25 protein-coding genes and 1 pseudogene are annotated in these 24,553 nt (G+C 68.4%); 14 read left to right on the top strand and 12 right to left on the bottom strand.

Annotated elements, in window-relative coordinates; genetic code table 11:
- Positions 1 to 155 (top strand): annotated as a pseudogene (locus AAFP30_RS26695) (HNH endonuclease); the annotation flags it as partial.
- A 186-nt stretch (positions 156 to 341) separates the two neighbouring features.
- Here AAFP30_RS26695 and AAFP30_RS26690 read toward each other — a convergent pair.
- From AAFP30_RS26690 to AAFP30_RS26680, 3 genes are read right to left on the bottom strand one after another with little or no spacing between them, the layout of a single operon-like run.
- On the bottom strand, positions 342 to 1,241 hold the full coding sequence (locus AAFP30_RS26690; protein ID WP_419233073.1) for an isocitrate lyase/PEP mutase family protein: 900 nt from the start codon (positions 1,239 to 1,241) through the stop codon (positions 342 to 344).
- Positions 1,238 to 1,633 (bottom strand): nuclear transport factor 2 family protein, encoded by a 396-nt coding sequence (locus tag AAFP30_RS26685; protein WP_419233072.1) that lies wholly within the window; start codon positions 1,631 to 1,633, stop codon positions 1,238 to 1,240. Before AAFP30_RS26685 ends, AAFP30_RS26690 begins: the two co-directional genes overlap by 4 nt.
- Entirely contained in the window at positions 1,630 to 2,271 is a 642-nt protein-coding gene (locus AAFP30_RS26680; protein ID WP_419233071.1) for a TetR/AcrR family transcriptional regulator, read from the bottom strand. The genes AAFP30_RS26685 and AAFP30_RS26680 overlap by 4 nt, the downstream gene beginning before the upstream one ends.
- 66 nt (positions 2,272 to 2,337) lie before the next feature.
- On the opposite strand from AAFP30_RS26680, the gene AAFP30_RS26675 reads away from it, so the two are divergent.
- Genes AAFP30_RS26675 through AAFP30_RS26660 form a run of 4 tightly spaced genes read left to right on the top strand, consistent with a single transcriptional unit; the run spans position 2,338 to position 5,440 of the window.
- Positions 2,338 to 2,901 (top strand): VOC family protein, encoded by a 564-nt coding sequence (locus AAFP30_RS26675; RefSeq protein WP_419233070.1) that lies wholly within the window; start codon positions 2,338 to 2,340, stop codon positions 2,899 to 2,901.
- Positions 2,901 to 3,539 (top strand): carboxymuconolactone decarboxylase family protein, encoded by a 639-nt coding sequence (locus tag AAFP30_RS26670; RefSeq protein WP_419233069.1) that lies wholly within the window; start codon positions 2,901 to 2,903, stop codon positions 3,537 to 3,539. Before AAFP30_RS26675 ends, AAFP30_RS26670 begins: the two co-directional genes overlap by 1 nt.
- A 48-nt stretch (positions 3,540 to 3,587) precedes the next feature.
- Positions 3,588 to 4,019, top strand: a complete 432-nt coding sequence (locus AAFP30_RS26665; protein WP_419233068.1) for a DUF1622 domain-containing protein — start codon at positions 3,588 to 3,590, stop codon at positions 4,017 to 4,019.
- Entirely contained in the window at positions 4,016 to 5,440 is a 1,425-nt protein-coding gene (locus tag AAFP30_RS26660; protein ID WP_419233067.1) for a GNAT family N-acetyltransferase, read from the top strand. Before AAFP30_RS26665 ends, AAFP30_RS26660 begins: the two co-directional genes overlap by 4 nt.
- A gap of 34 nt (positions 5,441 to 5,474) precedes the next feature.
- On the opposite strand, the gene zapE is transcribed toward AAFP30_RS26660, so the two are convergent.
- Positions 5,475 to 6,488 (bottom strand): cell division protein ZapE, encoded by a 1,014-nt coding sequence (gene zapE, locus AAFP30_RS26655; protein WP_419233066.1) that lies wholly within the window; start codon positions 6,486 to 6,488, stop codon positions 5,475 to 5,477.
- Positions 6,489 to 6,523: 35 nt separating this feature from the next.
- Between zapE and AAFP30_RS26650 the strand changes: the two genes are divergently transcribed.
- From AAFP30_RS26650 to msrB, 4 genes are read left to right on the top strand one after another with little or no spacing between them, the layout of a single operon-like run.
- Positions 6,524 to 7,276 carry a pyrimidine reductase family protein gene (locus AAFP30_RS26650; protein ID WP_419233065.1) on the top strand — a complete coding sequence of 251 codons (753 nt, stop codon included), beginning with the start codon at positions 6,524 to 6,526 and terminating at the stop codon, positions 7,274 to 7,276.
- A gap of 14 nt (positions 7,277 to 7,290) precedes the next feature.
- Positions 7,291 to 8,901, top strand: a complete 1,611-nt coding sequence (locus AAFP30_RS26645) for an alpha/beta hydrolase (RefSeq protein ID WP_419233064.1) — start codon at positions 7,291 to 7,293, stop codon at positions 8,899 to 8,901.
- 12 nt (positions 8,902 to 8,913) lie between these two features.
- Positions 8,914 to 10,164, top strand: a complete 1,251-nt coding sequence (locus tag AAFP30_RS26640; RefSeq protein WP_419233063.1) for a glycosyltransferase family 87 protein — start codon at positions 8,914 to 8,916, stop codon at positions 10,162 to 10,164.
- Positions 10,161 to 10,595, top strand: a complete 435-nt coding sequence (gene msrB / locus AAFP30_RS26635; RefSeq protein ID WP_419233062.1) for a peptide-methionine (R)-S-oxide reductase MsrB — start codon at positions 10,161 to 10,163, stop codon at positions 10,593 to 10,595. Before AAFP30_RS26640 ends, msrB begins: the two co-directional genes overlap by 4 nt.
- A gap of 99 nt (positions 10,596 to 10,694) precedes the next feature.
- Here msrB and hemQ read toward each other — a convergent pair whose 3' ends face one another.
- From hemQ to hemE, 3 genes are read right to left on the bottom strand one after another with little or no spacing between them, the layout of a single operon-like run.
- Positions 10,695 to 11,390, bottom strand: a complete 696-nt coding sequence (gene hemQ, locus AAFP30_RS26630) for a hydrogen peroxide-dependent heme synthase (RefSeq protein WP_419233061.1) — start codon at positions 11,388 to 11,390, stop codon at positions 10,695 to 10,697.
- Positions 11,391 to 11,395: 5 nt separating this feature from the next.
- Positions 11,396 to 12,796, bottom strand: coding sequence for a protoporphyrinogen oxidase (gene hemG, locus AAFP30_RS26625; protein WP_419233060.1), 1,401 nt, complete (start codon positions 12,794 to 12,796; stop codon positions 11,396 to 11,398).
- Entirely contained in the window at positions 12,796 to 13,860 is a 1,065-nt protein-coding gene (gene hemE / locus AAFP30_RS26620) for a uroporphyrinogen decarboxylase (protein WP_419233059.1), read from the bottom strand. The genes hemG and hemE overlap by 1 nt, the downstream gene beginning before the upstream one ends.
- A gap of 82 nt (positions 13,861 to 13,942) precedes the next feature.
- Here hemE and AAFP30_RS26615 point away from each other — a divergent pair, with 82 nt between their 5' ends.
- The gene (locus tag AAFP30_RS26615) at positions 13,943 to 14,575 is read left to right on the top strand and encodes a DUF3000 domain-containing protein (RefSeq protein ID WP_419233058.1); all 633 of its coding nucleotides are present in this window, start codon (positions 13,943 to 13,945) and stop codon (positions 14,573 to 14,575) included.
- Positions 14,576 to 14,591: 16 nt separating this feature from the next.
- Positions 14,592 to 15,884 (top strand): HRDC domain-containing protein, encoded by a 1,293-nt coding sequence (locus AAFP30_RS26610; protein WP_419233057.1) that lies wholly within the window; start codon positions 14,592 to 14,594, stop codon positions 15,882 to 15,884.
- On the opposite strand, the gene dxs is transcribed toward AAFP30_RS26610, so the two are convergent.
- Genes dxs through AAFP30_RS26595 form a run of 3 tightly spaced genes read right to left on the bottom strand, consistent with a single transcriptional unit; the run spans position 15,820 to position 21,113 of the window.
- The gene (gene dxs / locus AAFP30_RS26605) at positions 15,820 to 17,754 is read right to left on the bottom strand and encodes a 1-deoxy-D-xylulose-5-phosphate synthase (protein ID WP_419233056.1); all 1,935 of its coding nucleotides are present in this window, start codon (positions 17,752 to 17,754) and stop codon (positions 15,820 to 15,822) included. The genes AAFP30_RS26610 and dxs overlap by 65 nt on opposite strands.
- A gap of 60 nt (positions 17,755 to 17,814) precedes the next feature.
- The gene (locus AAFP30_RS26600) at positions 17,815 to 19,086 is read right to left on the bottom strand and encodes a class I SAM-dependent RNA methyltransferase (RefSeq protein ID WP_419233055.1); all 1,272 of its coding nucleotides are present in this window, start codon (positions 19,084 to 19,086) and stop codon (positions 17,815 to 17,817) included.
- Positions 19,083 to 21,113 (bottom strand): APC family permease, encoded by a 2,031-nt coding sequence (locus tag AAFP30_RS26595; protein ID WP_419233054.1) that lies wholly within the window; start codon positions 21,111 to 21,113, stop codon positions 19,083 to 19,085. The genes AAFP30_RS26600 and AAFP30_RS26595 overlap by 4 nt, the downstream gene beginning before the upstream one ends.
- Positions 21,114 to 21,229: 116 nt before the next feature.
- Here AAFP30_RS26595 and AAFP30_RS26590 point away from each other — a divergent pair, with 116 nt between their 5' ends.
- Both AAFP30_RS26590 and AAFP30_RS26585 read left to right on the top strand, forming a co-directional pair.
- The gene (locus AAFP30_RS26590) at positions 21,230 to 21,895 is read left to right on the top strand and encodes a potassium channel family protein (protein ID WP_419233087.1); all 666 of its coding nucleotides are present in this window, start codon (positions 21,230 to 21,232) and stop codon (positions 21,893 to 21,895) included.
- 33 nt (positions 21,896 to 21,928) lie between these two features.
- Positions 21,929 to 22,588: a potassium channel family protein gene (locus AAFP30_RS26585; protein ID WP_419233053.1), complete on the top strand. Its 660-nt coding sequence runs from the start codon at positions 21,929 to 21,931 to the stop codon at positions 22,586 to 22,588.
- Here the strand turns inward: AAFP30_RS26585 and AAFP30_RS26580 are convergent.
- Complete coding sequence (locus AAFP30_RS26580; RefSeq protein ID WP_419233086.1) at positions 22,581 to 23,192, bottom strand: DUF3159 domain-containing protein; 612 nt, start codon at positions 23,190 to 23,192, stop codon at positions 22,581 to 22,583. The two genes, AAFP30_RS26585 and AAFP30_RS26580, sit on opposite strands and share 8 nt — an antisense overlap.
- Positions 23,193 to 23,337: 145 nt before the next feature.
- Positions 23,338 to 23,712 carry an OB-fold nucleic acid binding domain-containing protein gene (locus tag AAFP30_RS26575; RefSeq protein ID WP_419233052.1) on the bottom strand — a complete coding sequence of 125 codons (375 nt, stop codon included), beginning with the start codon at positions 23,710 to 23,712 and terminating at the stop codon, positions 23,338 to 23,340.
- Between the two features lie 119 nt (positions 23,713 to 23,831).
- Here AAFP30_RS26575 and AAFP30_RS26570 point away from each other — a divergent pair, with 119 nt between their 5' ends.
- The gene (locus AAFP30_RS26570; RefSeq protein ID WP_419233051.1) at positions 23,832 to 24,518 is read left to right on the top strand and encodes an alpha/beta fold hydrolase; all 687 of its coding nucleotides are present in this window, start codon (positions 23,832 to 23,834) and stop codon (positions 24,516 to 24,518) included.
- Positions 24,519 to 24,553: the final 35 nt, after the last annotated feature.

Raw genomic sequence — 24,553 nt, 5'->3', positions numbered from 1 at the left:
GTCACGCCGACGTCCACCACCTCGGGTGGGACATCATCATGGGTGCTGATGGGCACCCCTGGCTCATCCCGCCCGCCTCGAGAGATCCACGCCGACAACCCATCCCCGCCTACAACCGCCGCACCATGACCCTCGACGACCGGGTCGCGGCATGAGGGTTTCGACACGCCCCTCGCCTTGCGGCTCGGGACGGCTCAACCAGCGGTAGGGGCACGCCCTCGAGTCGGCTCAACCAGCGGAGAGTTCAGCACATTTCCCGCGCACTCGTCGGAAGTCGGGACCGCGCACGATCTTTGACAACTCAACAGTGTGAACACCCGCCCGCGACGCCCGGCCCGGGCTCAGTGGCCGAATCGCTCCGACAGTTGGGTGATCTCGTCGAGACCCATCATCGCGGTGAAGTCGTCGAAGGCCGGTAGGTCATCGAGGGCGGCAGTCGGCGTACCGTCGCGTCGGATCGTCGCGTAGAACTCGCGCATTGCGCGAGTTGCGGCGAGCAGCCCGCCGATCGGGAACAGGATGAGCGCAAAGCCGAGGTCTGCCAACTCTTCTCGAGGCAGCGCCGGCGATCGACCGCCCTCGACCCAGTTGAACACGAGACGATGCTCGCGCAGTTCACCCGCGACCCGACGAATCTCCTCGACGGTGGTCGGCGCCTCGACGAACAACAGGTCGGCACCGGCACCGGCGTAACGGTGGGCACGGTCGATCGCCTCGTCGATGCCATGCACAGCGATGGCATCGGTGCGGGCGATGATAAGCAGATCCGGATCGGTACGTGCGGCGTCCGCGGCTTCGATCTTGGCGATCATCTCGGCGGCCGAGACCACCTCCTTGCCCGCCATGTGCCCGCAGCGCTTGGGCGCGACCTGGTCCTCGAGTTGGATGGCCGCGACACCGGCCGTCTCGTAGTCGCGCACGGTGCGGATGACGTTGAGCGGGTTGCCATATCCGGTGTCGGCGTCGGCGATGACGGGCAGGTCGACGCAGGCGGCGATCCGTCGTGCGTTGTCAGTCATCTCCGTCGCCGTCGCCAGCCCGACATCGGGTCGACCGAGAAGGCTTGCTGCGGTGCCGAATCCGGTCATGTAGACCGCGTCGAACCCGGCCTCCTGCACCAGTCGCGCGGACAGGGCGTCGAAGGCACCCGGCACCAGCACCGGTGCATCCTTCTCGATCAGCGCACGTAGACGCGCACGCGGATGCCGTCGTGTGCCGAGGAAGTCTGCCTGATGAATCATCGGCGATTCTCTCTGTGTCGGAGGGCAGCGTCGTGAAACGGTCGGGTGCCGGCGGAGTCGACGTATTCGTCGAGCCGGATGATCCGGTCGTCGGCGACGGTGACGAACAACGCGGCGGGTACCTCGACGGGACCGACGCCGTCGATCTCGCCGCGCAGGACGTGTTGCTGGACAAACCCTGCGTCGTGGGTGATCCGACGAATATCGGTGTAGGACAGTCCCATTACCGTGCGGGACAACCACCGCAGCACGCGCAGATTGTCGTCCACCGATTGTTCGAGTCCGTCGTCGTTGTGCCAGATGATCGCGTCGGGCGCGTACAGCCGTCGCAGGGTGTCGACGTCACCGGCCTCGATCGCTGCAAAGAACCGGTCCGCGAGCCAGTCGGTCACCGCTCGTCTCCCGTGAGCCCCAGCGCGCCCAGACACATCTCGTCGAGGGTGTCGAGCACCGCCTCCTCGTCGGCGGCGTCACCCTGCACCAGCCACAGGTACAGCGTGTGGTCGACCATCGCCGACATCGCTCGGGCGGCCATCACCGGATCGAGCGACGCGCGAACCAGACCCTCGTCCTGCCAGTGGCGGATGGCTGCGGACGTGCGGTCGACGACCTGCGATCGGTGGTCGTGCCGCAACGTGCGGAACTCCTCGTTGAACGTCGCGACCTGCTCGACGATGGCCATCATCTTCGCGTTGCGCCGATATGCCTGGTAATAGGCGCGATTGGAGGCGATCAGGCGCTGTGCCGGCGACAGATCAGTGGCCCACGGTTCGCGACTGTGTACCTCGGTGAACAGTCGAGTGCTCAATTCGCGGAAAACGTGTTCCTTGGACTCGAAATACCGATAGAACGTCCCATAGGCGACACCGGCCTCGCCGGCGATCTGCTCCACTCGGGCGTCGAGGAATCCGGCGGATTCGAAGACACGTTGCGCCGCATCGAGCAGGGCGTCGCGAGTGGCCCGCCCCCGGGCGGACAGCGACTCGACCGGGGCGGGAACCGACGGGGTATTGACAGGTGCCTTGGCCACGATCAACACTATTCCAACAACCTGACATGACAGTCAAGTCACTTTTGTGCAATGAGGAGTTCCCACATGGCCACCAATCCCCAGTACGAATTGCGCGGCATCAATCACCTCGCGCTCGTGTGCTCGGACATGCGCCGCACCATCGACTTCTACACCGGCATCCTGGGCATGCCGCTGGTCAAGACCATCGAACTGCCCGGTGACCTGGGACAGCACTTCTTCTTCGACTGCGGCGGCGGCAATACCCTGGCGTTCTTCTGGCTCGCCGACTCCCCCGACGCCGCCCCCGGCATCGCCGCGCCGAAGGGCCGCCCCGACGAGGGCGAACTCGCCAGCGCCGTCGGATCGATGAATCACGTCGCGTTCGCGGTACCGCCGGAGCACTTCGACGACTACCGGGCGAAACTCGAGGCCGCAGGCGTCGCGGTCAGCGCCGTCCTCAACCACGACGACAGCCCACGCGGGGTCGCCCGCGATGTTCATCCCGGCACCTTCGTCCGCTCCTTCTACTTCCAGGACCCCGACGGTGTGCTTCTCGAGTTCGCCTGCTGGGTCAAGGAATTCACCGACGCTGACGTCGCGCACGAGCCCAAGACCGCGGCCGACCGCAAGACCGGGGTGAACTCCTGATGCCACGCCTGCCCGAGGTCCCGCGCGCCGATGTCACCGATGACAAGATCCTCTTCTTTTACGACCGTCTCTTCGGACCGGACAAGGACCCAGCCGTCGACCACGGCACCATTCACGGCACGCCCGGCGACTGGTGGACGGTGTTCGCCCAGTCCCCCGACGTCTTCCGCCACGCGGTGCGCGGTTTCGCCCTCTATCGCAACTCGACGATCGATCCGCTGCTGCGTGAACTCGGTCAGGGCCGCGCCGGCTACGCACGCGGCAGCCAGTTCGTGTTCTCCCAGCACTGCAAGCAGATGCGGTCGCTGGGCATGCCGGAGAACAAGATCGCGGCCATTCCCGCGTGGCAGGTCAGCGATCTGTTCACCCCGCTCGAACGCGCCGTGCTCGCGTACGCCGACGCGCTGGTCCTCGACGGCGGCCGCGTCCCCGACGGGGTCTTCGACGTGCTGACCGAGCACCTGACACCCGATCAGATCCTGCAGCTCACCTACATCACCGCGCTCTACGACATGCACGCCACCATGTGCAAGGCCCTGCGCCTGGAGTTCGACGACGTGCCCGAGCGCATCACCGAGGTGCAGATCCCCGAGGGGGTCGAGGTCGCCGACCTGTCGGCAGATCTCGCCGGCGAATAGCGGCCCCACACCGCCCGCGACGCCGCGCCCGCCCGGTAGCCTTCGCCTGTGGACTTCGAGGAAGTGTTCGTCGGCATCGCCATCGGATTCGAGGCGATCGGCGCGATCGCAATGATCGCCGGTTTCGTCATCGCGGTCATCCTCGCCGTCCGCGCCCTCACGCGTGGTGAGGGCGGCAAGGTCGCGTTCTCGGTGCTGCGCACGACGATGGCGTCGGCGATCCTCCTCGGCCTCGAGGTCTTGGTGGCCGCCGACCTCATCCGGACCATCACCTCCAAGCCGTCGCTGGAGGACGCGGCGATCCTCGGTCTGATCGTGCTGATCCGGACCATCCTCTCCATGTCGATCCAAATCGAGATCGAAGGAGTGCTCCCGTGGCGCCGCGCGCTGCTCACCACCGGTCCGCAACTCCTCGGTGACGCGGTGGCACGCGACGCCCGCGCCCGCGACACCGACGCCCGTGCAAGGCTGAACCCATGACGTCATCGGTCGACATCCCCGGCGTACGGTCAGGCACCTTCCACGGGCTCGACGCACTGATCGTCGACACCGTCGCGGCCACCGCGGTGATCTCGCTCTTCGGCGGTCAGGTGGTGTCGTTCGTTCCGACCGGATCGGCCGACGACGTGTTGTGGTTGTCGCCGGCGCTCGCCGACCTGCCCACTCCCCTGCGCGGCGGAATACCGGTCTGCTGGCCGTATTTCGCGCGGGAGGGACAGGGACCGGACGTGCCGTCGCACGGCTACGCGCGCACCGCGCAGTGGGAAGCGATCACCGGGCGGGCCCTCGACGACGGCCGGACCGAAGTGGTTCTCGCGCCCACCGGCCTCGACCACCTCGACCTACGTCTGCAGATGACCGTGCGGGTCGGCGCCACACTGGAAGTCGGGCTGCACACGCACAACACGAGTTCGTCGGCGGCGACGATCACCGAGGCCCTGCACAACTACTTCCGGGTGTCGGACGTGACCGACGTCCGCGTCGAAGGACTGGCCGGACTGACCTATCTGGACAAGTTCGACGACGCGAAAGAAGTGCAACAGCACGGTGATTGGTCGCTACCCGCCGACCCGGCCCGCAGTGACCGACTTTATCCCGATGCGCGCGGCCACTATCGGCTCGTCGACGACGGGCTGGCGCGGGTGATCGAGGTGTCCGCGCGGGCCGCGGCGACCGCGGTGGTGTGGAATCCCGGGGCACAGGTGGCCGAGGGCATGGCCGACGTCGGCGACCATTGGCGCGAGTTCGTCTGCGTGGAGAGCGCGAACGCCGGCCCCAACACGGTGCAGATCGCGCCCGGCGGCACCCACACGATGTGGCAGACCATCTCGGTGGCGCCACTCGACGACGACCTCGTCGAGATCGTCACCGATCCGGCAGAAGCCGGCGCCATCGCCGAGGTCGCCGCAGCCACTTTTCCGCTCGCCTGCCCACCGGATTCCCCGCCCGAGGCGATCGCCGCGTTCATCCGGAACTCGTTGTCGCCGAACGAGTTCGCCCGCCACATCGCCGACCCGCAGAGCGACGTGCTGATCGCCCGCGACGGCCTCGGCGGCCCGATCGTCGGCTACGCACTGCTCCACCACACCGCGCCGACCAACCCCGACGTCGCCGCGGTGGTCACCGCACGGCCGGTGACCGAGGTGTCGAAGATGTACGTGCTGGCCGACTTGCATGCACATCGGCGGGCCGATGGCCGCTCACCGTCGCGGGCGTTGATGAGCGCGGCCCTGGCGCGCGCCGCAGCCCTCGGCAGCGTGCAGGCCTGGCTGGGTGTGAACCAGGAAAACGTTCGCGCGCAACGCTTTTACACCAAGATGGGGTTCACCCGGGCAGGGGTGAAGACCTTCGATCTCGGCGGTCGGATCGAGCACGACTACGTGCTGACGGCCGAACTCTGACACCGACCGGGCACGACCGGAAGCGAACGACCGTTCAGACGCCCGCTTCGGCGAACCGGGACAGCGCCAGCAGACGCGACGTGGCGCGCAGGTATTTCTTGCGGTAGCCGCCGTTGACCATTTCCTCGGTGAAGATCTGATCGAGCTTGGCACCCGACACGGTGACCGGGATGTTGGCGTCGTAGAGCCGGTCGGCGAGCACGACGAGCCGCAGCGCGACCGACTGGTCCTTGGCCGGATGGACGTCGCGGATGCAGACCAGCGACACGCCGTCGACGAGGTCCTTGTATTTCGACGGGTGCAGGGTCGACAGGTGGTCGCAGAGGGCATCGAAGTCGTCGAGGGTGGACCCCGGGGTGGCGTCGGCGATCTCGGTGAGTTCGGCGTCGGTCCGCGGGTCGGGGGCCGGCGGCAGGTCGCGGTGACGGTAGTCGGGGCCGTCGACGCGGATGGTCTCGAAGATCGACGACATCTTCCGGATCTCCCGCAGGAAGTCCTGGGCGGCGAACCGTCCCTCGCCGAGCTGCCCCGGCAGGGTGTTCGACGTCGCCGCGATGGACACGCCCTTGGCGGTGAGTTCGGCGAGCAGCCGCGACACCAGCATCGTGTCGCCCGGATCGTCGAGCTCGAACTCGTCGATGCAGAGCACGTTGTGCTCGGAGAGCCGTTCGACGGCGTTCACGAAGCCGAGCGCACCGACCACGTGGGTGACCTCGACGAACGTGGCGAACGCCTTCGGCTCGGGCATCGAGTGGTAGATCGATGCCAGCAGGTGGGTCTTACCGACGCCGAAGCCGCCGTCGAGGTAGAGGCCGATGCCCTGGACCGGCTGCTTGCGGGAGAACAGGCCGCGTTTGCCGGAGCGGACCTTGCGTGCGCGGGAGACGAAGTCGCGGGCCTTGGACACGGCCTGCGCCTGCGAGGGCTCGGCCGGGTCGGGGATGTAGGAGTCGAAGCTGACCTCGTCGAAGGTCGAGGGGGGCACCATCTCGTCGATGAGTGCATCCGGCGCCACCGCCGGGTTTCGATCGCAGAGTCGTGCCGTCATAAAGGCAGCGTATCGACCTCGGACATGATGTAGGCATGTTCGGTCTCCAGAAAGCGACTCAGCTCACATCCGACGACGAGACCGCCACGTTACGGTGGCTCGCCGAACAGTACGCGTACCCCGCCTCCGACCGACCTTACCTGCGGGTGAACATGGTGAGTTCGATCGACGGCGCAGTCACCCACAACGGCAAGTCCGGGGATCTTGCCGGCCCCGGCGACAAGGCGATCTTCCACGTCCTGCGCGGACTGGCCGACGTCGTCCTGGTCGGCGCGCGCACCGCGGTGACCGAGGGCTACCGTCAGCCCTCGCCCGACGACGCCTTCACCGATGCCCGGGAAGCGGCCGGGCAGACCCCCGCCCCGGCATTGGTGCTGGTCTCGCGCTCGTTGTCGATCCCGGCCGACTACGCGCCGCTGGCCAATCCCACAACGCTGGTGTTCACCTGCGCGTCCGCCGACGCCACGAAACGAGCTGCACTCACCGACGCGGGCGCCACCCTCGTCGATTGCGGTGACGACACCGTCGAGGTCGCCGCGATGCTCGACGAATGCACCCGGCGCGGCTGGCTGCGGGTGCTCAGCGAGGGCGGACCGTCGCTGCTGGGATCGTTCGTGGCCGCCGACGCCGTCGACGAACTCTGCGTCACCACGAGTCCCAACCTCGTCGCCGGCGACGCCGAGCGCATCGCGCACGGCTCGGACCCCGCGCACCTGCGTCCGATGCGGCCGACGACGATCATCACCGACGACGACGGCTTCGTGTTCACTCGCTGGACGCGCGGTTGACTACAGTCGCGGACATGCGTGCGGCGATCCGGGGGCGGGCCCCGAAGACGGCCCGGAAGACGAGGGCACTGACAGCGTTGGTGTCCGCGGCGGCCATCGTGGGACTGGCCGGCTGCGCGGTCGGCCCCGACGTCGGCCCGGCCGTGGTGACCGGCGGTGGCGGTGTGGCGACACCCGCATCGAGCAGCGCCGAAGTACCCCCGTTGCCGGCCATCGCAGCGCCGCGCAACGAACTCGGGTGGACCGAATGTGCGCGCCTGGCCGCCGGACGCTACGGGGCGACCGCACCGAACGGGGTCACCCTCGATTGCGCCCAGACCGTGGTGCCCACCAACCCGGACCAGCCCACCGGCGACACGCTCACCCTGAACATCACCCGCGCCCGCACCGCGGCGACCCCGCCGGACGCCGCGCCGATCGTGCTGACCTCGGGAACCGACATGTCGTCGGGCCGCGCGCTGCTGCTGTTCGCCGACAGCCCGGGGCGTGCGCTGCTCGACAAGCATCCGGTCGTCGCCGTCGACCGTCGCGGTACGACGGCGTCGAGCCCGATCGACTGCATGACCCGCGCCGAGCGGACCGCGATGGTCACCAACGGTCTGGCCGGACGCGCCGCGGCAACCCAATCGGATCGGATCGCGCTGTTGGCGCGGAGTGCCTCGTCGGCCGCCGACGGCTGCACCGAGACCCTCAGTCCGCATCAACTCGACTACGCGGCAAGCTTCGCCGCCGCCGACCTCGAAGCACTGCGCAGCAAGTGGGGCGTCGACCGGCTCGCCCTGCTCGGGGTCGGCGAGGGGTCCGACGTCGTCCTGACCTACGCGGCGAACTACGCCGGCCGGGCGGGGCGGATCATTCTCGACACCCCCACCCCGTTCGGCGCGAACAGCAAGGACCGCGCCGGAACCCAGGCCACCGGTGTGCAGGCCGCGCTGCGGACGTTCGTGCAGCGCTGCTCGGCGACCGGATCGTGTGCGCTCGGCGCCGACGGCACCGCCACCATCGGGTCCGTGCTGACCAAGGGACGCACGGGGCAGCTCGACGGGTTGTCAGATACGCAGGCGTTGTCGGCGATCACCACCGCACTGGCCGTCGCGCCGGCCGGACCGCAGGGTCTCACCGCGGTCGCCGCCGCGGTCGCCGCCGCCGACCGCGGCGACACCGGGGCGTTGCGCGCACTGTCGGACCGGGCCACCGACCTGCGCACCACCGACGGTCAGGTGGTCGGCCGCTGCAACGACGTCAATGGACCGGTGGGCCAGAACGAGATCCCCGGGCTGATCGATGCGTGGACCAAACAGAATCCGCTGACCGGCACCAACGCGGCGCTGTCGTTGATGCGGTGCTCGTCGTGGTCATCGAGCACCCCGACGAAGGCGCCGAACGCGTTTGCCGTCGCTCCCCTGGTCCTCGACGGGGCGAACGATCCGATCAATGGTGGCGGCGGCGCGGACGCGCTGCAGCCCATGTTCATCAAGGCCGGGACCCAGCCGACGGTGGTCTCGTGGGACGGAATCGGGTACTCCGTCGCAGCGCGGAGTGCCTGCGCAGCCGACATCATCGTCGACTATCTGGGGGATGCTCCGCTGGGCGAGCCGCGCAACCGCGGGTGCCCGACAACGTAGTACGGTTCGCGGGTGGCAGTTCTCGACAGGCACCTGTACCCGCAGATGAGCGCGCAGCGGATCATCCCGATGGTGCTGTGGCCGATCAGCATCATGATGATCTTTCATCGTTCGGTGATCCTCGCCGTCAACGGTGATCGCACCAACGACTTCGCGCCCGTCTACGAGGCCGCGCTGCGGTTTCTGAACCGGCAGCCGGTGTATGCCGAGAACCTCAACACCGTCGATCCGCACTACCTGTATCCACCGGCCGGCACCCTGCTCATGGCGCCGATGGCACTCATCGACCCGGAACGATCGCGATGGATCTTCATCGCGATCAGCGTGATCGCGCTGGTTGTGAGCGCTTATCTGCTGGCACGGTTGTTCAACTACTCCGCGCGATCCTGGGTCATCCCGGTGATCCTGTTCTTCTTCTTCAGCACCGAGACCGTCGCGCACACCCTGATCTTCACGAACTTCAACTCGTTCGTACTGCTCGGCATGCTGGCCTTCCTGCTGTTGATGATGCGCCGCCACGACCTGTGGGCGGGCGTACCGCTTGCCCTGACCATCGCGGTCAAACCGGTGCTCGCACCCCTGCTGTTACTGCCACTGCTCAATCGTCAGTGGCGCGTCCTGGTCACCGCCATCAGCATTCCGATCGTGCTGAACATCATCGCGTGGCCGTTGATCGTCGATTCGCACTCGTTCCTGACCCGCACCTTCCCGTACCTGAACGAGGCCCGCGACTACTACAACAGTTCGATCGCCGGGAACGGCGCGTACTTCGGGGTCGCCGACTGGCTGATCATCCTGCTGCGCATCGCCTTCGTCGCGATGGCGGTGTTCTCGCTGTGGTTCCTCTACCGCTATTACCGGCGCGCCGACGAACTGCTGTGGCTGACCACGTCGACCGGCGTGCTGCTGCTCACCACGTTCCTGGTCGGCGCGCTGGGCCAGGGCTACTACTCGATGCTGCTGTTCCCGCTGCTGATGACGGTGTTCCTGCCCGGCTCGACCGTCCGGAACTGGCCCGCCTGGCTCGGTGTCTACGGGTGCATGGCGTTCGACTCGTTCTACTCCAAACGCTGGGAGTGGCCCGGCTGGTGGCTGGAGTACAACAAGGTGACCTGGGGCTGGTCGCTGCTGATGATCGCGGTGTTCTGCTCGCTCCTGTTCCGCTACCTCGACATGCGGCACGACGGCGTCGCCCACCTCGAAGCCGATCCGCCGGGCGGCGGCACCCCCGACCCCGAACTGTTGGCTACCGTGGAGAAATGAGCGAAACCAACGCCCCACAATCCAACGCCGCAGACCTGACCGATGCCCAGTGGCGCGAGCGTCTGACCCCGGCCGAGTACCGTGTGCTGCGCCAGGCGGGCACCGAAGCCCCGTTCACCGGGGAGTACACCGACACCAAGACCGTCGGCGTCTACCGCTGCCGCGCCTGCGACGCCGAACTGTTCCGCAGTGAGCAGAAATTCGAGTCACACTGCGGCTGGCCGTCGTTCTTCTCCCCGCTCGCCGGCGACGCGATCATCGAGCGCGCCGACGACACCCTGGGCATGCGCCGCGTCGAGGTGCTGTGCGCCAACTGCGGCAGCCACCTCGGGCACGTCTTCTCCGGTGAGGGCTACGACACCCCCACCGACCTGCGGTATTGCATCAACTCCATCAGCCTGAAGTTGGAGCCGGGCACCACCGCTCCCTGAGGTGCGGCCGAGCCACCCGATCCCTGAGGTGCGAGGCGCCAGCCGAGCCACCCGCTCCCTGAGGTGCGAGGCGCCAGCCGAGCCACGAAGGGCGCCGGCTCAGGGCAGCGCGTCGATCAACGCGGTGGGTTCGACGCGCGGTCCGGTGAAGAACGGGGTCTCCTCGCGCACATGCAGCCGCGCCTCGGTGGCGCGCAGGTCACGCATGAGGTCGACGATGCGGTGCAGTTCGGGGGCCTCGAACGCGAGTAGCCACTCGTAGTCGCCGAGGGCGAACGACGACACGGTGTTGGCGCGCACATCTTTGTAGGCGCGGGCGGCCATGCCGTGATCGGCGAGCATCTTGCGACGCTCCTCGTCGGGCAGCAGGTACCACTCGTAGGACCGGACGAACGGGTAGACGCAGATGTAGTTGCCGGGGTCCTCACCGGCGAGAAACGCCGGGATGTGACTCTTGTTGAACTCGGCCGGCCGGTGCAGCGCGACGTTGCTCCACACCGCGTTGCTGGCCCGACCCAGGATGGTCTCGCGCCGGAATCGCGCGTAGGCCGCCTGCAGTTCCTCGACCTTCTCCGCGTGCCACCAGATCATGTAGTCGGCGTCGGCGCGCAGACCCGACACGTCGTAGACGCCGCGCACGACGACGCCGCTGTCCTCCAGGGACTTGAAGAAATCGGTCGCGTCGGATTTCGCCTCGTCACGCTCGGCGGGCAACTCTCCGGGGCGCACCGCGAACACCGAGAACATCAGGTAGCGGACGGTGGAGTTCAGTTCGGCATAGTCCAGGCGGCTCATGGGTGTCATTCTTTCATGTCGAGATCAGCGAGCAGTCCGGCCACCGCTCGTCCCGCCTGTCCGATGCACGCGGGAACACCGACGCCGGCATACGCCGAACCGGCTAGCGCGAGCCGCGGCGGCCGCGCGCGCGCCACGTCGGCCATCCGGGTCAGGTGGCCGGGCGCGTACACCGGCAACCCGTTCGTCCACCGCTGCAGTTTCAGGTCGATCACGTGTGGTGAGGCGGCCGGGACTCCTGCGGCGGCGCACACCTCGTCCAGGTCGGCGAGCGCTTCGGCGCGGATGCGGTCGTCGACGCCGGGTTCGATGCAGTCGTCGGGCACCGGCGCACCGAACCGGCCGAACGACGCCCGCACCGACACCGGTCCGTCTCCGGCGAGGTGTGCCCACTTCTGCGAGCTGAAGGTGAACGCCTTGGCGTGCAAGGATTCTCCGGTCGCCACCAGGACGCCGGAATGCTCGGGCAGTGGGGTGCCGCCGTCGAGCGCGATCGACACGACCACCGACGACGCCCCCTGCACCGCGCTCAGTGGCGCGGCCAGGTCGGGCGTTGATTCGCGCAGCAATCGGCCGGCCACCCAGGCGGGCACAGCGAGCACCACTCCGTCGTAGTCGACGGAACGATCGCCGGAGACCTGCAGTGTCCATCCGCCGGGTCGCGAGTCGGCGCGCATCACGTACGAACAGAACTCGGGCGTGACCCCGGCAGCCCGCGCGAGGGTGTCGATCAACACCCGGTAGCCACCGATCAACGCCCCGAACACCGGACCGCCACCGGCCCCCGCGGCGGTGAGTTCGGCGACCGGGGCGGTCAGGTTCGGCGCTCCCGCGTCGAGTCGGGTGGCCAACGCGGGCAACGCTTCTCGCACCCCGATGGCACCGGCGAGGCTGGAATACACACCGCCGAGCATCGGGTCGACGCTGCGGGCCACGACGGACTCTCCGAAGCGGTCGGCGACCAACGCACCCACCGACGGATTGTCGTCGGGCGTCCAGCGCCACGGCCGGTCGGGTTCCCCGGCGATCCGCCCGATGTCGGCCGGATCAGCCAGTCCCACAACCACGTCCGACGACGCGGGAATCCCCATCAGGGCCGGGGCGGGCAGCGGGTGCAATCGGCCACCCGACCAGACGGCCGGACGGCGGGCGGTCGGCGACACCACCCGATCGCCGAGGCCGAGTTCGGTGACCAGGTCGCGGGCCTCGGGTCGTCGGATGATGAATGCCTCGGCGCCGACGTCGACGTGGCGGCCGCCGACCCGGGCGGTGTGCAGAATCCCGCCGAGTCGTTCACCGGCCTCATACAGATCGATCTGTGCGTCCGCGCCGAGCGCCTGACGCAGCCGGTAGGCGGCGGTAAGACCGGAGATCCCGCCGCCGACAACCGCGATCCGCGAAGGCATTACAGGCTGTGGATCAGCTCGACCGCGCGGGTGATCGCATCGGGATCGGTCCCGGGCAGCACCCCGTGACCGAGGTTGAAGATGTGGCCGATCGCACCAGCGGCCACGGCCCGCTCGCCGTCGGCGACCACCCGACGCACCTCACGGTCGATGACCTCCGGCCCGGCGAACAGCATGGTCGGATCGAGGTTGCCCTGCACCGCCTTACCCGGCCCGACGCGGCGGACGGCCTCGTCGAGCGGTACCCGCCAATCGACGCCGATCACGTCGGCGCCGACCCCGGCCATCGACGCCAGCAGCTCACCGGTGCCCACGCCGAAGTGGATACGTGGCACCGCGTACGACGCGACCTCGGCGAACACCCGCGCGCTGTGCGGCGCGACGTAGGTGCGGTAGTCGGCATCCGACAGGGCACCCGCCCACGAGTCGAACAGCTGCACGGCGTCGACGCCGGCCTCGAGTTGGGTCGTGAGGAAGCCGATGGTGATGTCGGTGAGCCGACCCATGAGCACGTTCCACAGCGCGGGATCGCCGTGCATCATCGCCTTGGTGCGCTCGTAGTTGCGGCTCGGTCCGCCCTCGATGAGGTACGACGCGAGCGTGAAGGGTGCGCCGGCGAAACCGATGAGTGCGGTGTCGTCGCCGAGTTCGGCCAGGATGAGCTCGATGGCCTTGCCGATTGCCCCGACCGAACCAGGTTCCAGTCGCGGCAGCGCGGTCACGTCGTCGGCGGTGCGGACGGGATGCGCGATGACCGGCCCGGTGCCCGCGACGATGTCGAGGTCGATGCCCGCGGCCTTGAGGGGGACGACGATGTCGGAGAACAGGATGGCCGCGTCCACGTCGTGGCGGCGGACCGGCTGCATGGTGATCTCGCAGACCAGGGCCGGATCGAAGCAGGATTCGAGCATGCCGTGGTCGGCGCGGATCGCCCGGTATTCCGGCAGCGACCGACCGGCCTGACGCATGAACCAGACCGGACGACGACTCGGGGTGGCTCCGGTGGCGGCGGCGACCAGCGGCAGGTGCGCACGATGCGGGCGGAGGCGGGCTGTATCGGACATCAATGCCCAGCATGCCATGCGACTCGGGGCTCGCTCGGCGCGCCTCCGCCCATGCCGCAACGTCCGGTTTTACCGTCGAACCGTGACCTCTTCTGGAGCTCCGACGGAGCCTGCTGACTTCCGCGCTGCGGTGGCGTCGCTGACCGCCGCGCGGATCCGGCCGGAGATCGAGGTCGGACCGATCCGGCCCCCGCAACGGCTCGCGCCGTACAGCTACGCGGTGGGCGCCGAGGTCGGGACCGCCGACGATACCGACGACGTACCCGTGGACTCGACCGGAAGTTCCTTCGGCCGCCTGATCCTGCTCTACGACCCCGACGGCCAGGAGGCCTGGAACGGCACCATGCGCATGGTCGCCTACGTGCAGGCCGAGGTCGAGGCGGCACTCGCGATGGACCCGCTGCTGCCCGAGGTCGCGTGGAGTTGGCTGGCCGACGCGCTCGGCGTACCGCCGGGCGAGACGTCGAGCAGCCCGGAGGCAAACCACGACCGGTCGATCGAGGTGACCGCCCTCGGTGGCACCGTCACGTCGACGACGTCGGTGCGTTACGGCGACATCGCCGGCCCCCCACGCGCCCATCAACTGGAGTTGCGGGCGTCGTGGACGGCGGTCAACAGTCTCGATCTCGGCGGGCATCTCGAGGCGTTCTGCGAGGTGTTGTCCGCCGCCGCCGGACTCCCGCCGGCCGGTGTCACCGAACTCGGGGCCGTCTGATGGCGCCGGGTTCGCCATGACCGAGCCGACCGAGTCAGCCGAGCCGACCGAGCCGGACACCACTCCCCTGCTGCATCCGGCCGACGGCGTGCCGGAGGTGCTCTCCACCCCGCGCGAGTTCGCCGAGGCCGCCGCCCAGATCGCCGAGGGCAGCGGACCGATCGCCGTGGACACCGAACGCGCCTCGGGCTACCGGTATTCGCAGCGCGCCTACCTCATCCAGATCCGACGACTCGGCGGTTCGGGGTCGTTCCTGCTCGACCCGATCGAGCATCCCGAGGCGCTGGCCCCGGTGATCGAGGCACTCGACGGCCCCGAATGGGTGCTGCACGCCGCCGACCAGGATCTGCCTTGCCTGCGTGAACTCGGCTTCGTCTGCCGCGAGCTCTACGACACCGAACTGGCCGGACGGTTATTGGGCCTGGCGAAGGTGAACCTGGCAGCGATGGTCGCCGAGTTCCTCGGCCTCGGACTGGTCAAGGGGCACGGCGCCGCCGACTGGTCGCGTCGGCCGCTGCCCGACGACTGGCTCAACTACGCCGCCCTCGACGTGGAGGTCCTCGTCGAACTGCGCGACGCGATGGATGCCGCCCTCGCCGCGGCGGGCAAGGATGCGTGGGCACGCGAGGAGTTCCGGTTCATCCTGGACCGTCCGGCACCGCCGCCGCGCACCGACCGCTGGCGCAAGACATCGAACATCCACACCATCAAGAATCCGCGCGCGCTGGCCGCTGTCCGCGAATTGTGGACGGCGCGTGAGGAACTCGCGCAACGACGCGACGTCGCACCGGGGCGGGTGCTCCCCGACTCGGCGATCGTCACCGCGGCGACGGCGAACCCGTCGACCACCGCCGAGCTCACCCGGCTGCCGGTGTTCGGCGGGCCGAAGCAGAAACGGCAGGCGGGTTTGTGGCTTTCGGCGCTCGACCGGGCCCGCGAACTGTCCGACAACGAACTGCCACCGCGGAAGTCGCCGGGGACCGGATTACCGCCGTTCAACCGATGGGATCAGCGCAACCCCGACGGCGCGGCCCGCGCCGCGCAGGTGCGCCCGGTGATCCGGGAGATCGCCGAGACGCACAATCTGCCGGTGGAAAATCTGCTCGCCCCGGACGTGGTGCGTCAGATCTGTTGGGACGGTGTGGATTTGCCGGCCACCGCCGAAACGGTGGACGCGCGCATGGCCGCCGAGGACGCACGACGCTGGCAACGCGACCTGTGCGCGGCTCCGGTCGCCCAGGCACTCAACGCGGCAGCCGCGAGTTCGGTTCCGCCACCGCCGGAACCGAGCTCATCCCCGATACCGTAGCGGTGATCGACCGCGCGAGATCCTGTGCGGTGAGCCCGAATTCGGCAAGCAACTCGCCGCGCGAGGCGTGCGTGACGAACTCCTGAGGGATACCGCGGTGCTGTACCGGCACCGCTACTTCGGCGTCGGACAGCGCGTCGCTGACCGCCGACCCGACGCCGCCACGTACCCCGCTGTCCTCGAGGGTGACCACCAGTCTGTGACGTCCGGCCAGGGCGGCGATCGACGCCGGCACCGGCAGCACCCACCGCGGGTCCACGACGGTGGCGTCAATCCCTTGGCGCCCAAGACGTTCGGCGGTGTCCACGGCCAGTCCGCAGAACGCGCCGACCGCGACGATGAGCACGTCTCCAGCGGCCGGCCCGATCCCGGGTGCGCTACGGTGCAGCACGTCGACGCCGTCGTCGAGCCGTTCGATGGACCGAATGTCTTCGGGCACCGCGCCTTTGGAGAAGCGCAGGGCGGTCGGGCCGTCGGCGACGGCGAGCGCTTCGTCGAACTCCTCGCGGAGCCGGACGGCGTCGCGCGGTGCGGCGACCCGCAGCCCGGGCACGAGCGCCATCAGTGACAGATCCCACATGCCGTGGTGGCTCGGGCCGTCGGGGCCGGTGATGCCGGAGCGGTCGAGGACCAGGGTGACCGGCAGCTTGAGCAGGGCGACGTCCATCAGCAACTGGTCGAAGGCCCGGTTGAGGAAGGTGGAATAGACCGCGACCACCGGATGCAGCCCGCCGAGCGCCAGCCCGGCCGCCGAGGTCATCGCGTGTTGCTCGGCGATCCCCACGTCGAACATGCGGTCGGGGAACTTCTCGCCGAACGGGGTCAGGCCGGTGGGTCCGGGCATGGCGGCGGTGATCGCAACGACATCCCGGCGTCGGGCTCCGGCGTCCACCAGGGCGGTGGAGAACACCGAGGTCCAGTCGTGCGGCGAGACGCTGGTGGCGCGGCCGGTCCGTGGATCGATGATGCCCGTGGCGTGCATCTGGTCGGCCTCGTGGTTCTCGGCCGGCGCGTACCCCATGCCCTTGCGGGTGACGGTGTGCACGATCACCGGACCACCAAACGAATGCGCTTGGCGCAGCGCTGATTCCAAGGCACTGATGTCGTGGCCGTCGACCGGTCCGACATACTTCATGCCGAGATCGGTGAACATGGCCTGCGGGGCGAGCAGATCCTTGAGTCCACTCTTCATCCCGTGCAGCACGGCGTAGGCGGGCGGACCGACGACCGGCACCTGCTTGACCACCTTGCGACTCTCGTCGAGGAAACGCTCATATCCCGGCTGCAGTCGCAGCCCGGACAGGTGCCGGGCGAGTCCACCGATGGTCGGGGCGTACGAGCGGCCGTTGTCGTTGACCACGATGACCACGCGCCGGTCGGCGGCCGCGATGTTGTTGAGCGCCTCCCAGCACATACCGCCGGTGAGGGCACCGTCGCCGACCACCGCGACCACGGTGCGGTCGTCGGCGCCGGTCAGCTCGAAGGATTTCGCCAGCCCGTCGGCATACGAGAGCGCCGCTGACGCGTGCGAGGACTCCACCCAGTCGTGCTCGCTCTCGGCGCGATCCTGGTAGCCGGTCAGCCCGTCCTTCTGGCGCAGCTGGTCGAAGCCGTCCTTGCGGCCGGTGACGATCTTGTGCACGTAGCTCTGGTGACCGGTGTCGAAGATGACGGGGTCCTGTGGCGAATCGAACACGCGGTGCAGGGCCAGGGTGAGTTCGACGACACCGAGATTGGGGCCGAGGTGTCCCCCGGTCGCCGAGACCTTCTCGATCAGGAACTCACGGATCTCACCGGCCAGCGCGACCATCTCGTCGTCCGACAGGCTGCGCAGGTCATCGGGTGAATCGATTGCGTCCAGCACGCCCATCGAGTCCCTCCATCATCTCTCCCCGGGGCGCTTGCACCGCCCGACCACTTCTGTAGATCCTCATAGTCTACGGACCGGGACCAGAGCCGCGATGGCCTCGACATGATGGGTCGCCGGAAAAGCATCGAACCCACGGATCTCCCGCGGGTGATAACCGTGCTCAGCGAACAAAGCCAGATCCCGCGCGAAGCGACCGACGTCACAACCGACGTGGATGATCGTTGGCGGGTCGGCGTCGGCAATGGCCTCGATCACCGTGGCACCGGCACCCGTGCGGGGCGGATCGAGCACCACCACGTCGGGGGTGGGCAGATCGCGCACAGCCGCGGCGACCTCGCCCCGGTGCAGGGTGACCCGATCGTCACCGTCGAAGGTCTCGGCTGCCGCGGCCAGTGCCGCCGCATCGGATTCGACGACGTGCACCGCGGCCACCGACGCCGCGGGGTCGTCGAGCAGCGCCGCGGCGAACACCCCGGCCCCGCCGTAGAGGTCCCAGGCGACCAGGCCGCCTGCGGTCGGCTCGGCGGCCGCGAGAAGGTCGACGACGGCGCGGGAGTAGGTCGCCGGGGCCGCCCGATGCGCCTGCCAGAATCCGGTCACCGGAATCCGCCACGTCCGCTCCCCGACCCGGTGCACCGCCACCGCGTCCCCGTCGAGGACCCGCTCGGCGCGGGGTGCATCGCGACGGCGGCGCGCCGACTGGGCGCGGGCGCGCGACCCACGACCCGAACCGCGCCGGGGTGGTGCGAGTTCGGTCACATGCCGACGGCCGTCCGCGTCGGCGACGACGGCGAGGTCGGCGCCCGGCGTCGGACCGAGGTCGTCGAGCCGGTCAAGCATGCCGGATTCCGGTGCAGCACAATCAAATCCCGCGACGATCGCGGATCCGTGGCGGTGTCGCATGCCGACCCGGCCGGAGCCGTCCACGCCGAGTCGCGTGCGCACCCGCCACCGGGTGCCGTCTGCGCCCGCCCCGTCGCCGAGGGGCGCCACCGGGACGTCGGCTGCGTCGAGCCCCCCGATGCGGGTCAACGCGTCGGAGAGCACCTGCGCCTTGAGGGTCCGGGCGTGCGCGAGGTCGACGAAGCCCAGGTCGCAGCACCCTGCGCCGTGCCGCGCCGCGGGGCACGCGGGGTCGATCCGGTGCGGCGAGGGTTCCAGGATCTCGACGACCTCGGCCTTCCAGAAACTCTGCTGCCGTTCGTCGGTGACCTGTGCGCGCACGAGTTCGCCGGGGATGGCGCCGTCGACGAACACCACCCGGCCGTCCACCCGGCCGACCGCCGCACCGCCGTTCGCCGGCCGGTCGGGCCGAACCTCGATCGTGGTCACCGGCGACGCTCGACGTCGTCGTCGATGGCGCGGGTGTCGAAGGCGCGGCGGGTGTCGCCGGGCGCGGTGTAGACGAGGTCGTCCTTGCGGCGATCCGACGACGACAGCTGCCAGGGCACCGAGGTCACCATCACGCCCGGCTCGAACAGCAGCCGGCCCTTGAGCCGCAGCGCGGACTGGTTGTGCAGGATCTGCTCCCACCAATGCCCGACCACGTACTCCGGGATGAACACCGTGATGACGTCGCGCGGCGATTCGCGGCGCACGCGGCGCACGTATTCGATGACCGGGCGGGTGATCTCGCGGTAGGGCGAGGCGATGACCTTGAGCGGGACGGTGATCTCACTGGCCTCCCACTGGGAGACGAGTTTGCGGGTGTCGCGGTCGTCGACATTGACCGTGATCGCCTCGAGTACGTCGGGTCGGGTGGCGCGGGCGTAGAGCACGGCGCGTTTGGTGGCCATGTGCAGGGTCGAGACGAGCACGATGGAGTGCGTGCGGCTGGGCAGCACGGCGCCGTCCTCCTCGACCCGTTCGAGTTCACGCTGCACCGTCGCATAGTGATGATGGATCAGCTTCATCAGGATGAAGATGGCGACCATCGCGATGATGGCGATCCAGGCACCGGCGGTGAACTTGGTGATGAGCACGATGACCAGCACCGTCGCCGTCATCACCAGACCGATCGAGTTGATCACCCGCGACTGCTTCATCTTTCGGCGTGCCCGCGGGTCGGTCTCGGTCCGCAGGTGCCGCGTCCAATGTCGCACCATGCCGGTCTGACTGAGGGTGAACGAGACGAACACGCCGACGATGTAGAGCTGGATGAGTGCGGTGACCTGCGCGCCGAAAGCCACCACGAAGATGATCGCGGCCAGTGCGAGGAACAGGATGCCGTTGCTGAACGCGAGCCGGTCGCCGCGGGTGTGCAACTGCCGCGGCAGATACCGGTCCTGCGCGAGTACCGAACCGAGCACCGGGAACCCGTTGAACGCGGTGTTGGCGGCGAGCATCAAGATCAGCGCGGTGGCGGTCGCGACGAAGTAGAAGCCGATCGGGAACGAATCGAACACGGCGTGCGCGAGTTGGGCGATCATCGCCTTCTGCTGATAGCCCTCGGGCGCGCCGATCAGGTCGGTCTCCGGGTTCATCACGTACTTGGCGCCGATGCGTTCGGCAAGCAGGACGATGCCCAGCAGCAGCACGATCGCGAAGCTGCCGAGCAGCAGCAGGGTGGTGGCGGCATTGCGCGACTTCGGCTTCCGGAAGGCGGGCACCCCGTTGCTGATCGCCTCGACACCGGTCAGCGCCGCACAGCCCGACGAGAAGGCCTTGGCGACCAGGAAGATGAACGCGATGCCCATGAGGTGACCGTGTTCGGCGTGGATGCCGAAGTCGGCGGTCTCGGACTTCACGTCGTCGCCGAGGACGTAGATCTTGAAGAATCCCCAGATGAGCATCGCCAGCACGCTGACGATGAACGCGTAGGTCGGGATGGCCAGGATGGACCCGGATTCCTTGATGCCGCGCATGTTGACCGCGGCGAGCAGGAGGATCGCCGCGACACAGAACCACACCTTGTGATGCGACACGAACGGGATCGCCGAGCCGATGTTCTCCGCGGCCGAGGAAATGGAGACGGCCACCGTCAGCACGTAGTCGACCAGCAACGCACTGCCCACCGTCAGACCCGCGTTGGGGCCGAGGTTGACCGTGGCGACCTCGTAGTCACCGCCGCCGGACGGATAGGCGTGCACGTTCTGCCGGTAGCTGGCGACGACGACGGTCATGACCACCGCGACCGCCAGCGCGATCCACGGGCTCAGCGTCATGGCGCTCAGTCCGGCGATGGACAGGACCAGGAAGATCTCCTGCGGCGCGTACGCCACCGACGACATCGCGTCAGAGGCGAAGACCGGTAGCGCGATCCGCTTGGGCAGCAAGGTGTGACCGAGTTTGTCGCTGCGAAACGGACGCCCGAGCAGCAACCGTTTCGTCGCGACCGACACCTTTGACACGGTGGACACCAGGCAACACTAGAGCGTGGTGTGGTTCGGCGCCATAACGATCCCTCCTACGGGTAGGTTCGATGCGTTCGGTGCAGAATCATGGACTACGAGGCAATATCCGAAAGTGGGTGAACGTGCAGGTAGTCATCATGGGATGCGGCCGCGTCGGGTCGTCGTTGGCGATGGCGATGCAGAAACGTGGCCATCAGGTCGCCGTCATCGACCGCGACCCGACCGCATTCGGGCGACTGTCCCCCGACTTCCGCGGCACCACGGTGATCGGCGTCGGATTCGACCGCGATGTCCTGATCCGCGCGGGCATCGAAACCGCGGATGCGTTCGCCGCGGTGTCCTCCGGCGACAACTCCAACATCATCTCCGCACGAGTCGCGCGCGAGACGTTCGACGTCGGCCGGGTGGTCGCCCGTATCTACGACGCGAAGCGCGCCCAGGTGTACGAGCGGCTGGGCATCCCGACCGTGGCCACCGTGCCGTGGACCACCGAACGATTCGTCTCTGCGCTCGGCGAGACCTCCACCACCACCGAGTGGCGCGACCCCTCGGGCACCATCGCGATTGCCCAGCTCGAGATCCACGAATCCTGGATCGGACTCACCGTCGGCAAGTTCCAGGAGTCGACCGGCGCGCGCGTCGCGTTCCTCAACCGGGTCGGCCATCCGATCATCCCGGACGTGAAAACGGTTCTGCAGCAAGATGATCAGGTGTTCGCCGCGATCCTGACCGACAATCTCAAGGATGCGCGGGCCATGGCACGCTCCCCGCACACCGCCACCGACTGACCGACCATCCCACCGACGGAAAGCAGGACCATCATGAAGGTCGCCATCGCCGGGGCCGGTGCGGTCGGACGCTCGATCGCCCGCGAGCTGATCGCGAACGCCCACGCAGTGACCCTGTTCGAACGTGACAATCGCCACCTCGACCGAGACGCAGTCCCGGAGGCCACCTGGGTTCTCGCCGATGCCTGTGAACTGAGCAACCTCGAGCAGGCGTCGCTGCAGACCTACGATGTGATGATCGCCGCGACCGGCGACGACAAGGCCAATCTGGTCGTCAGCCTGCTCGCCAAGACCGAATTCGCGATCAACCGCGTCGTGGCCCGCGTCAACGATCCACGCAACGAATGGTTGTTCGGCGAGGACTGGGGCGTTGACGTCGCCGTGTCCACGCCACGCATCCTGGCCTCGCTCGTCGAGGAGGCGGTCTCGGTCGGCGAACTGGTGCGGCTGATGACCTTCCGCCAGGGACAGGCCAATCTGGTGGAACTGACCCTGCCGCCGAACACTCCACTGGCGGGCAAGCCGGTCCGCCGGCTGTCGCTGCCCCGGGACGCGGCGCTCGTGACGATCCTGCGCGGCGGCCGGGTGATCGTCCCGCAACAGGACGACCCGCTCGAGGGCGGGGACGAACTGATCTTCATCGCCCCCGACGAGGCCGAGGCGGCGTTGCGGGAAGCCATGCAGCTCAGCTGAGTTCGCGTTCCTCACGTGCCTCGTCGACGTGCTCTTCGCGGGTCGCCCAGCGCACGAGCAGCACTGTCGCGAGGACCGACAGCGCGGTCAACGGCCAGCCCATGGCGATGCGGGTCACCGCGAGCCACCCCGTCTGGTCGTGGTCATAGAGCTCGGATTGGGTGAGGTAGCGGGCGAAGAACACCAACGCCCAGAACGCGGTGGCGATGTCGTAGGCGAGCAGGGTCCGGCGATGCTTCCGCCAGGCCATCCCCTCACCGTTGATGAGGTTCCAGGCGACACCGACCAGTGGCCAGCGCACGATGATCGACGCCACGAATACGATCGCGTACACCAGGGTGGTCCAGATCCCGAACAGGAAGTAGCCCTTGGCATTTCCCACCCGGTGGGCGATGAACACGCAGATCGCGACGCCGATGAGGCCGGAGATCGCGGGGCTCAGCGGTTCGTGTCGGATGAGGCGGATCGCGAAGACCGCCACCGCGACCACGAGTGCCGCGATCATCGCCGGTATCAGGCCCCAGATGGAGTTGACCGGGACGAACACGATGACGGGCACCGTGGAGTAGATCAGGCCGGAGACGCCGCCCATCTGCTCGAGCATCGAGGGTGTCGCCGCGTCCTCGGGGTTGCTGTCGGCGGGATCTTGGTTGCTGTCGGCGGGATTGTGGTTGCTGTCGGCAGGATTGTGGTTGCCGTCGGCGGGATTGTGGTTGCCGTCGGCGGGATTGTGGCTGCCGTCGGCGGGGTCAGTCGTCTTCGCCATACAGCTCGTAGTACGGGTTGTAGATCACCTTGCCGCCGTCGTACTCGGCGAGGCGTCCCCGTACGGTCATCTTGCGTCCCGGTTCGATGCCCGGGATGCGATTGCGGCCGAGCCACTTGAGCAGCACGGTGTCGGAGCCGTCGAAGAACTCCGCCTTCACCCCGACCTTGGCGGTGCGGGAACAGGTCTCCACCGATCGCAGCTCGCCATGCATGGTGACCTCGTCACCACGACAACATTCGGACGCGCGCTGGGCACCGGTCGCACGGGATTCCTCGGCGATCTGCTCGGCGTCGGCATCCCCGAGATCCTCGGTCAACCGGCGGGTCAACCGCTTGAGATAACCGCTGGTAGGCATCACACACTCCTGAGCGCCTCGTGGGGCTTTGAGCTGTCGGGCGGGGCGGGTGGCTCCGCATTCACCGTCAGCGTAAACCCCAACGCTGCACCTCATCAAACGCCGGGCAAGATCGGTCTATGCCCGCACTCGTGGCCCTGCCCGGCACCGGTTCCGACGGCGATTACGTCCACCGCGCTTTCGGTCCCGCCGCCGCGTCGCTGCACTTGGATCTGATCGCCCTGGAGCCGTCATCCGACCTGGTCAGAGGCTATCTCCAGCAACTCGACCACCTCGCCGACGACGCGGATGAACCGATCGTCGTGGGCGGGGTGTCGATCGGGGCGGCCATCGCGCTCGAGTGGGCGCTGCGTCGCGGCGCCGACTGCGCCGGGGTGTGGGCGGCGTTGCCGGCCTGGACCGGTGATCCCGCGACCGCGCCTGCGGCCTTCAGCGCCATCGTCACCGCCGACGCCCTGGTGGCCGACGGGCTCGAGGCGACGATCGCCGGCATGGCGGCGTCGAGCCCGCCGTGGCTGGCCGCCGAACTGGACCGCTCCTGGCGGTCGCTGTACCCGGGTCTCGTCGATCACCTGAGGCAGGCGGCCGGCTACCGCTCCCCCGAGTCGGCGCAGATCGCCACGCTGACCGCCCCGCTGGCGATCACCGCCGCCGTCGACGACCTGGTGCATCCGCTGCAGGTCGGGCGCGACTGGGCGGCCGCGGCACCGCGGTCTGAGGTGTCCGAAGTCACGCTCGCCGAGTGGGGTCACGACCCATCGGTACTCGGATTCGGTTGTGCGCGAGGATGGCTCGCGCTTCGCTAGAGACAGTCAGTTGCCCCGGACCGCTCCCTGAGCAG

It is taken from the genome of Gordonia sp. CPCC 205515, from assembly GCF_048537925.1.
GTDB lineage: Bacteria > Actinomycetota > Actinomycetes > Mycobacteriales > Mycobacteriaceae > Gordonia.
Note: the sequence above shows the minus strand (reverse complement) of the source record. Positions and strands in the feature narration are given on the sequence as shown.

Coding starts and splice junctions, on each gene's coding strand:
- dxs (WP_419233056.1), bottom strand. CDS start 17,754: ATGGGCGTGCTGGACGCAATCGATTCACCCGATGACCTGCGCAGCCTG.
- zapE (WP_419233066.1), bottom strand. CDS start 6,488: ATGACGGCACGACTCTGCGATCGAAACCCGGCGGTGGCGCCGGATGCA.
- hemQ (WP_419233061.1), bottom strand. CDS start 11,390: ATGAGCCGCCTGGACTATGCCGAACTGAACTCCACCGTCCGCTACCTG.
- AAFP30_RS26660 (WP_419233067.1), top strand. CDS start 4,016: ATGACGTCATCGGTCGACATCCCCGGCGTACGGTCAGGCACCTTCCAC.
- AAFP30_RS26645 (WP_419233064.1), top strand. CDS start 7,291: ATGCGTGCGGCGATCCGGGGGCGGGCCCCGAAGACGGCCCGGAAGACG.
- AAFP30_RS26575 (WP_419233052.1), bottom strand. CDS start 23,712: ATGCCTACCAGCGGTTATCTCAAGCGGTTGACCCGCCGGTTGACCGAG.
- AAFP30_RS26675 (WP_419233070.1), top strand. CDS start 2,338: ATGGCCACCAATCCCCAGTACGAATTGCGCGGCATCAATCACCTCGCG.
- AAFP30_RS26610 (WP_419233057.1), top strand. CDS start 14,592: ATGACCGAGCCGACCGAGTCAGCCGAGCCGACCGAGCCGGACACCACT.
- hemG (WP_419233060.1), bottom strand. CDS start 12,796: ATGCCTTCGCGGATCGCGGTTGTCGGCGGCGGGATCTCCGGTCTTACC.
- AAFP30_RS26570 (WP_419233051.1), top strand. CDS start 23,832: ATGCCCGCACTCGTGGCCCTGCCCGGCACCGGTTCCGACGGCGATTAC.
- AAFP30_RS26690 (WP_419233073.1), bottom strand. CDS start 1,241: ATGATTCATCAGGCAGACTTCCTCGGCACACGACGGCATCCGCGTGCG.
- msrB (WP_419233062.1), top strand. CDS start 10,161: ATGAGCGAAACCAACGCCCCACAATCCAACGCCGCAGACCTGACCGAT.
- AAFP30_RS26650 (WP_419233065.1), top strand. CDS start 6,524: ATGTTCGGTCTCCAGAAAGCGACTCAGCTCACATCCGACGACGAGACC.
- hemE (WP_419233059.1), bottom strand. CDS start 13,860: ATGTCCGATACAGCCCGCCTCCGCCCGCATCGTGCGCACCTGCCGCTG.
- AAFP30_RS26670 (WP_419233069.1), top strand. CDS start 2,901: ATGCCACGCCTGCCCGAGGTCCCGCGCGCCGATGTCACCGATGACAAG.
- AAFP30_RS26585 (WP_419233053.1), top strand. CDS start 21,929: ATGAAGGTCGCCATCGCCGGGGCCGGTGCGGTCGGACGCTCGATCGCC.
- AAFP30_RS26580 (WP_419233086.1), bottom strand. CDS start 23,192: ATGCTCGAGCAGATGGGCGGCGTCTCCGGCCTGATCTACTCCACGGTG.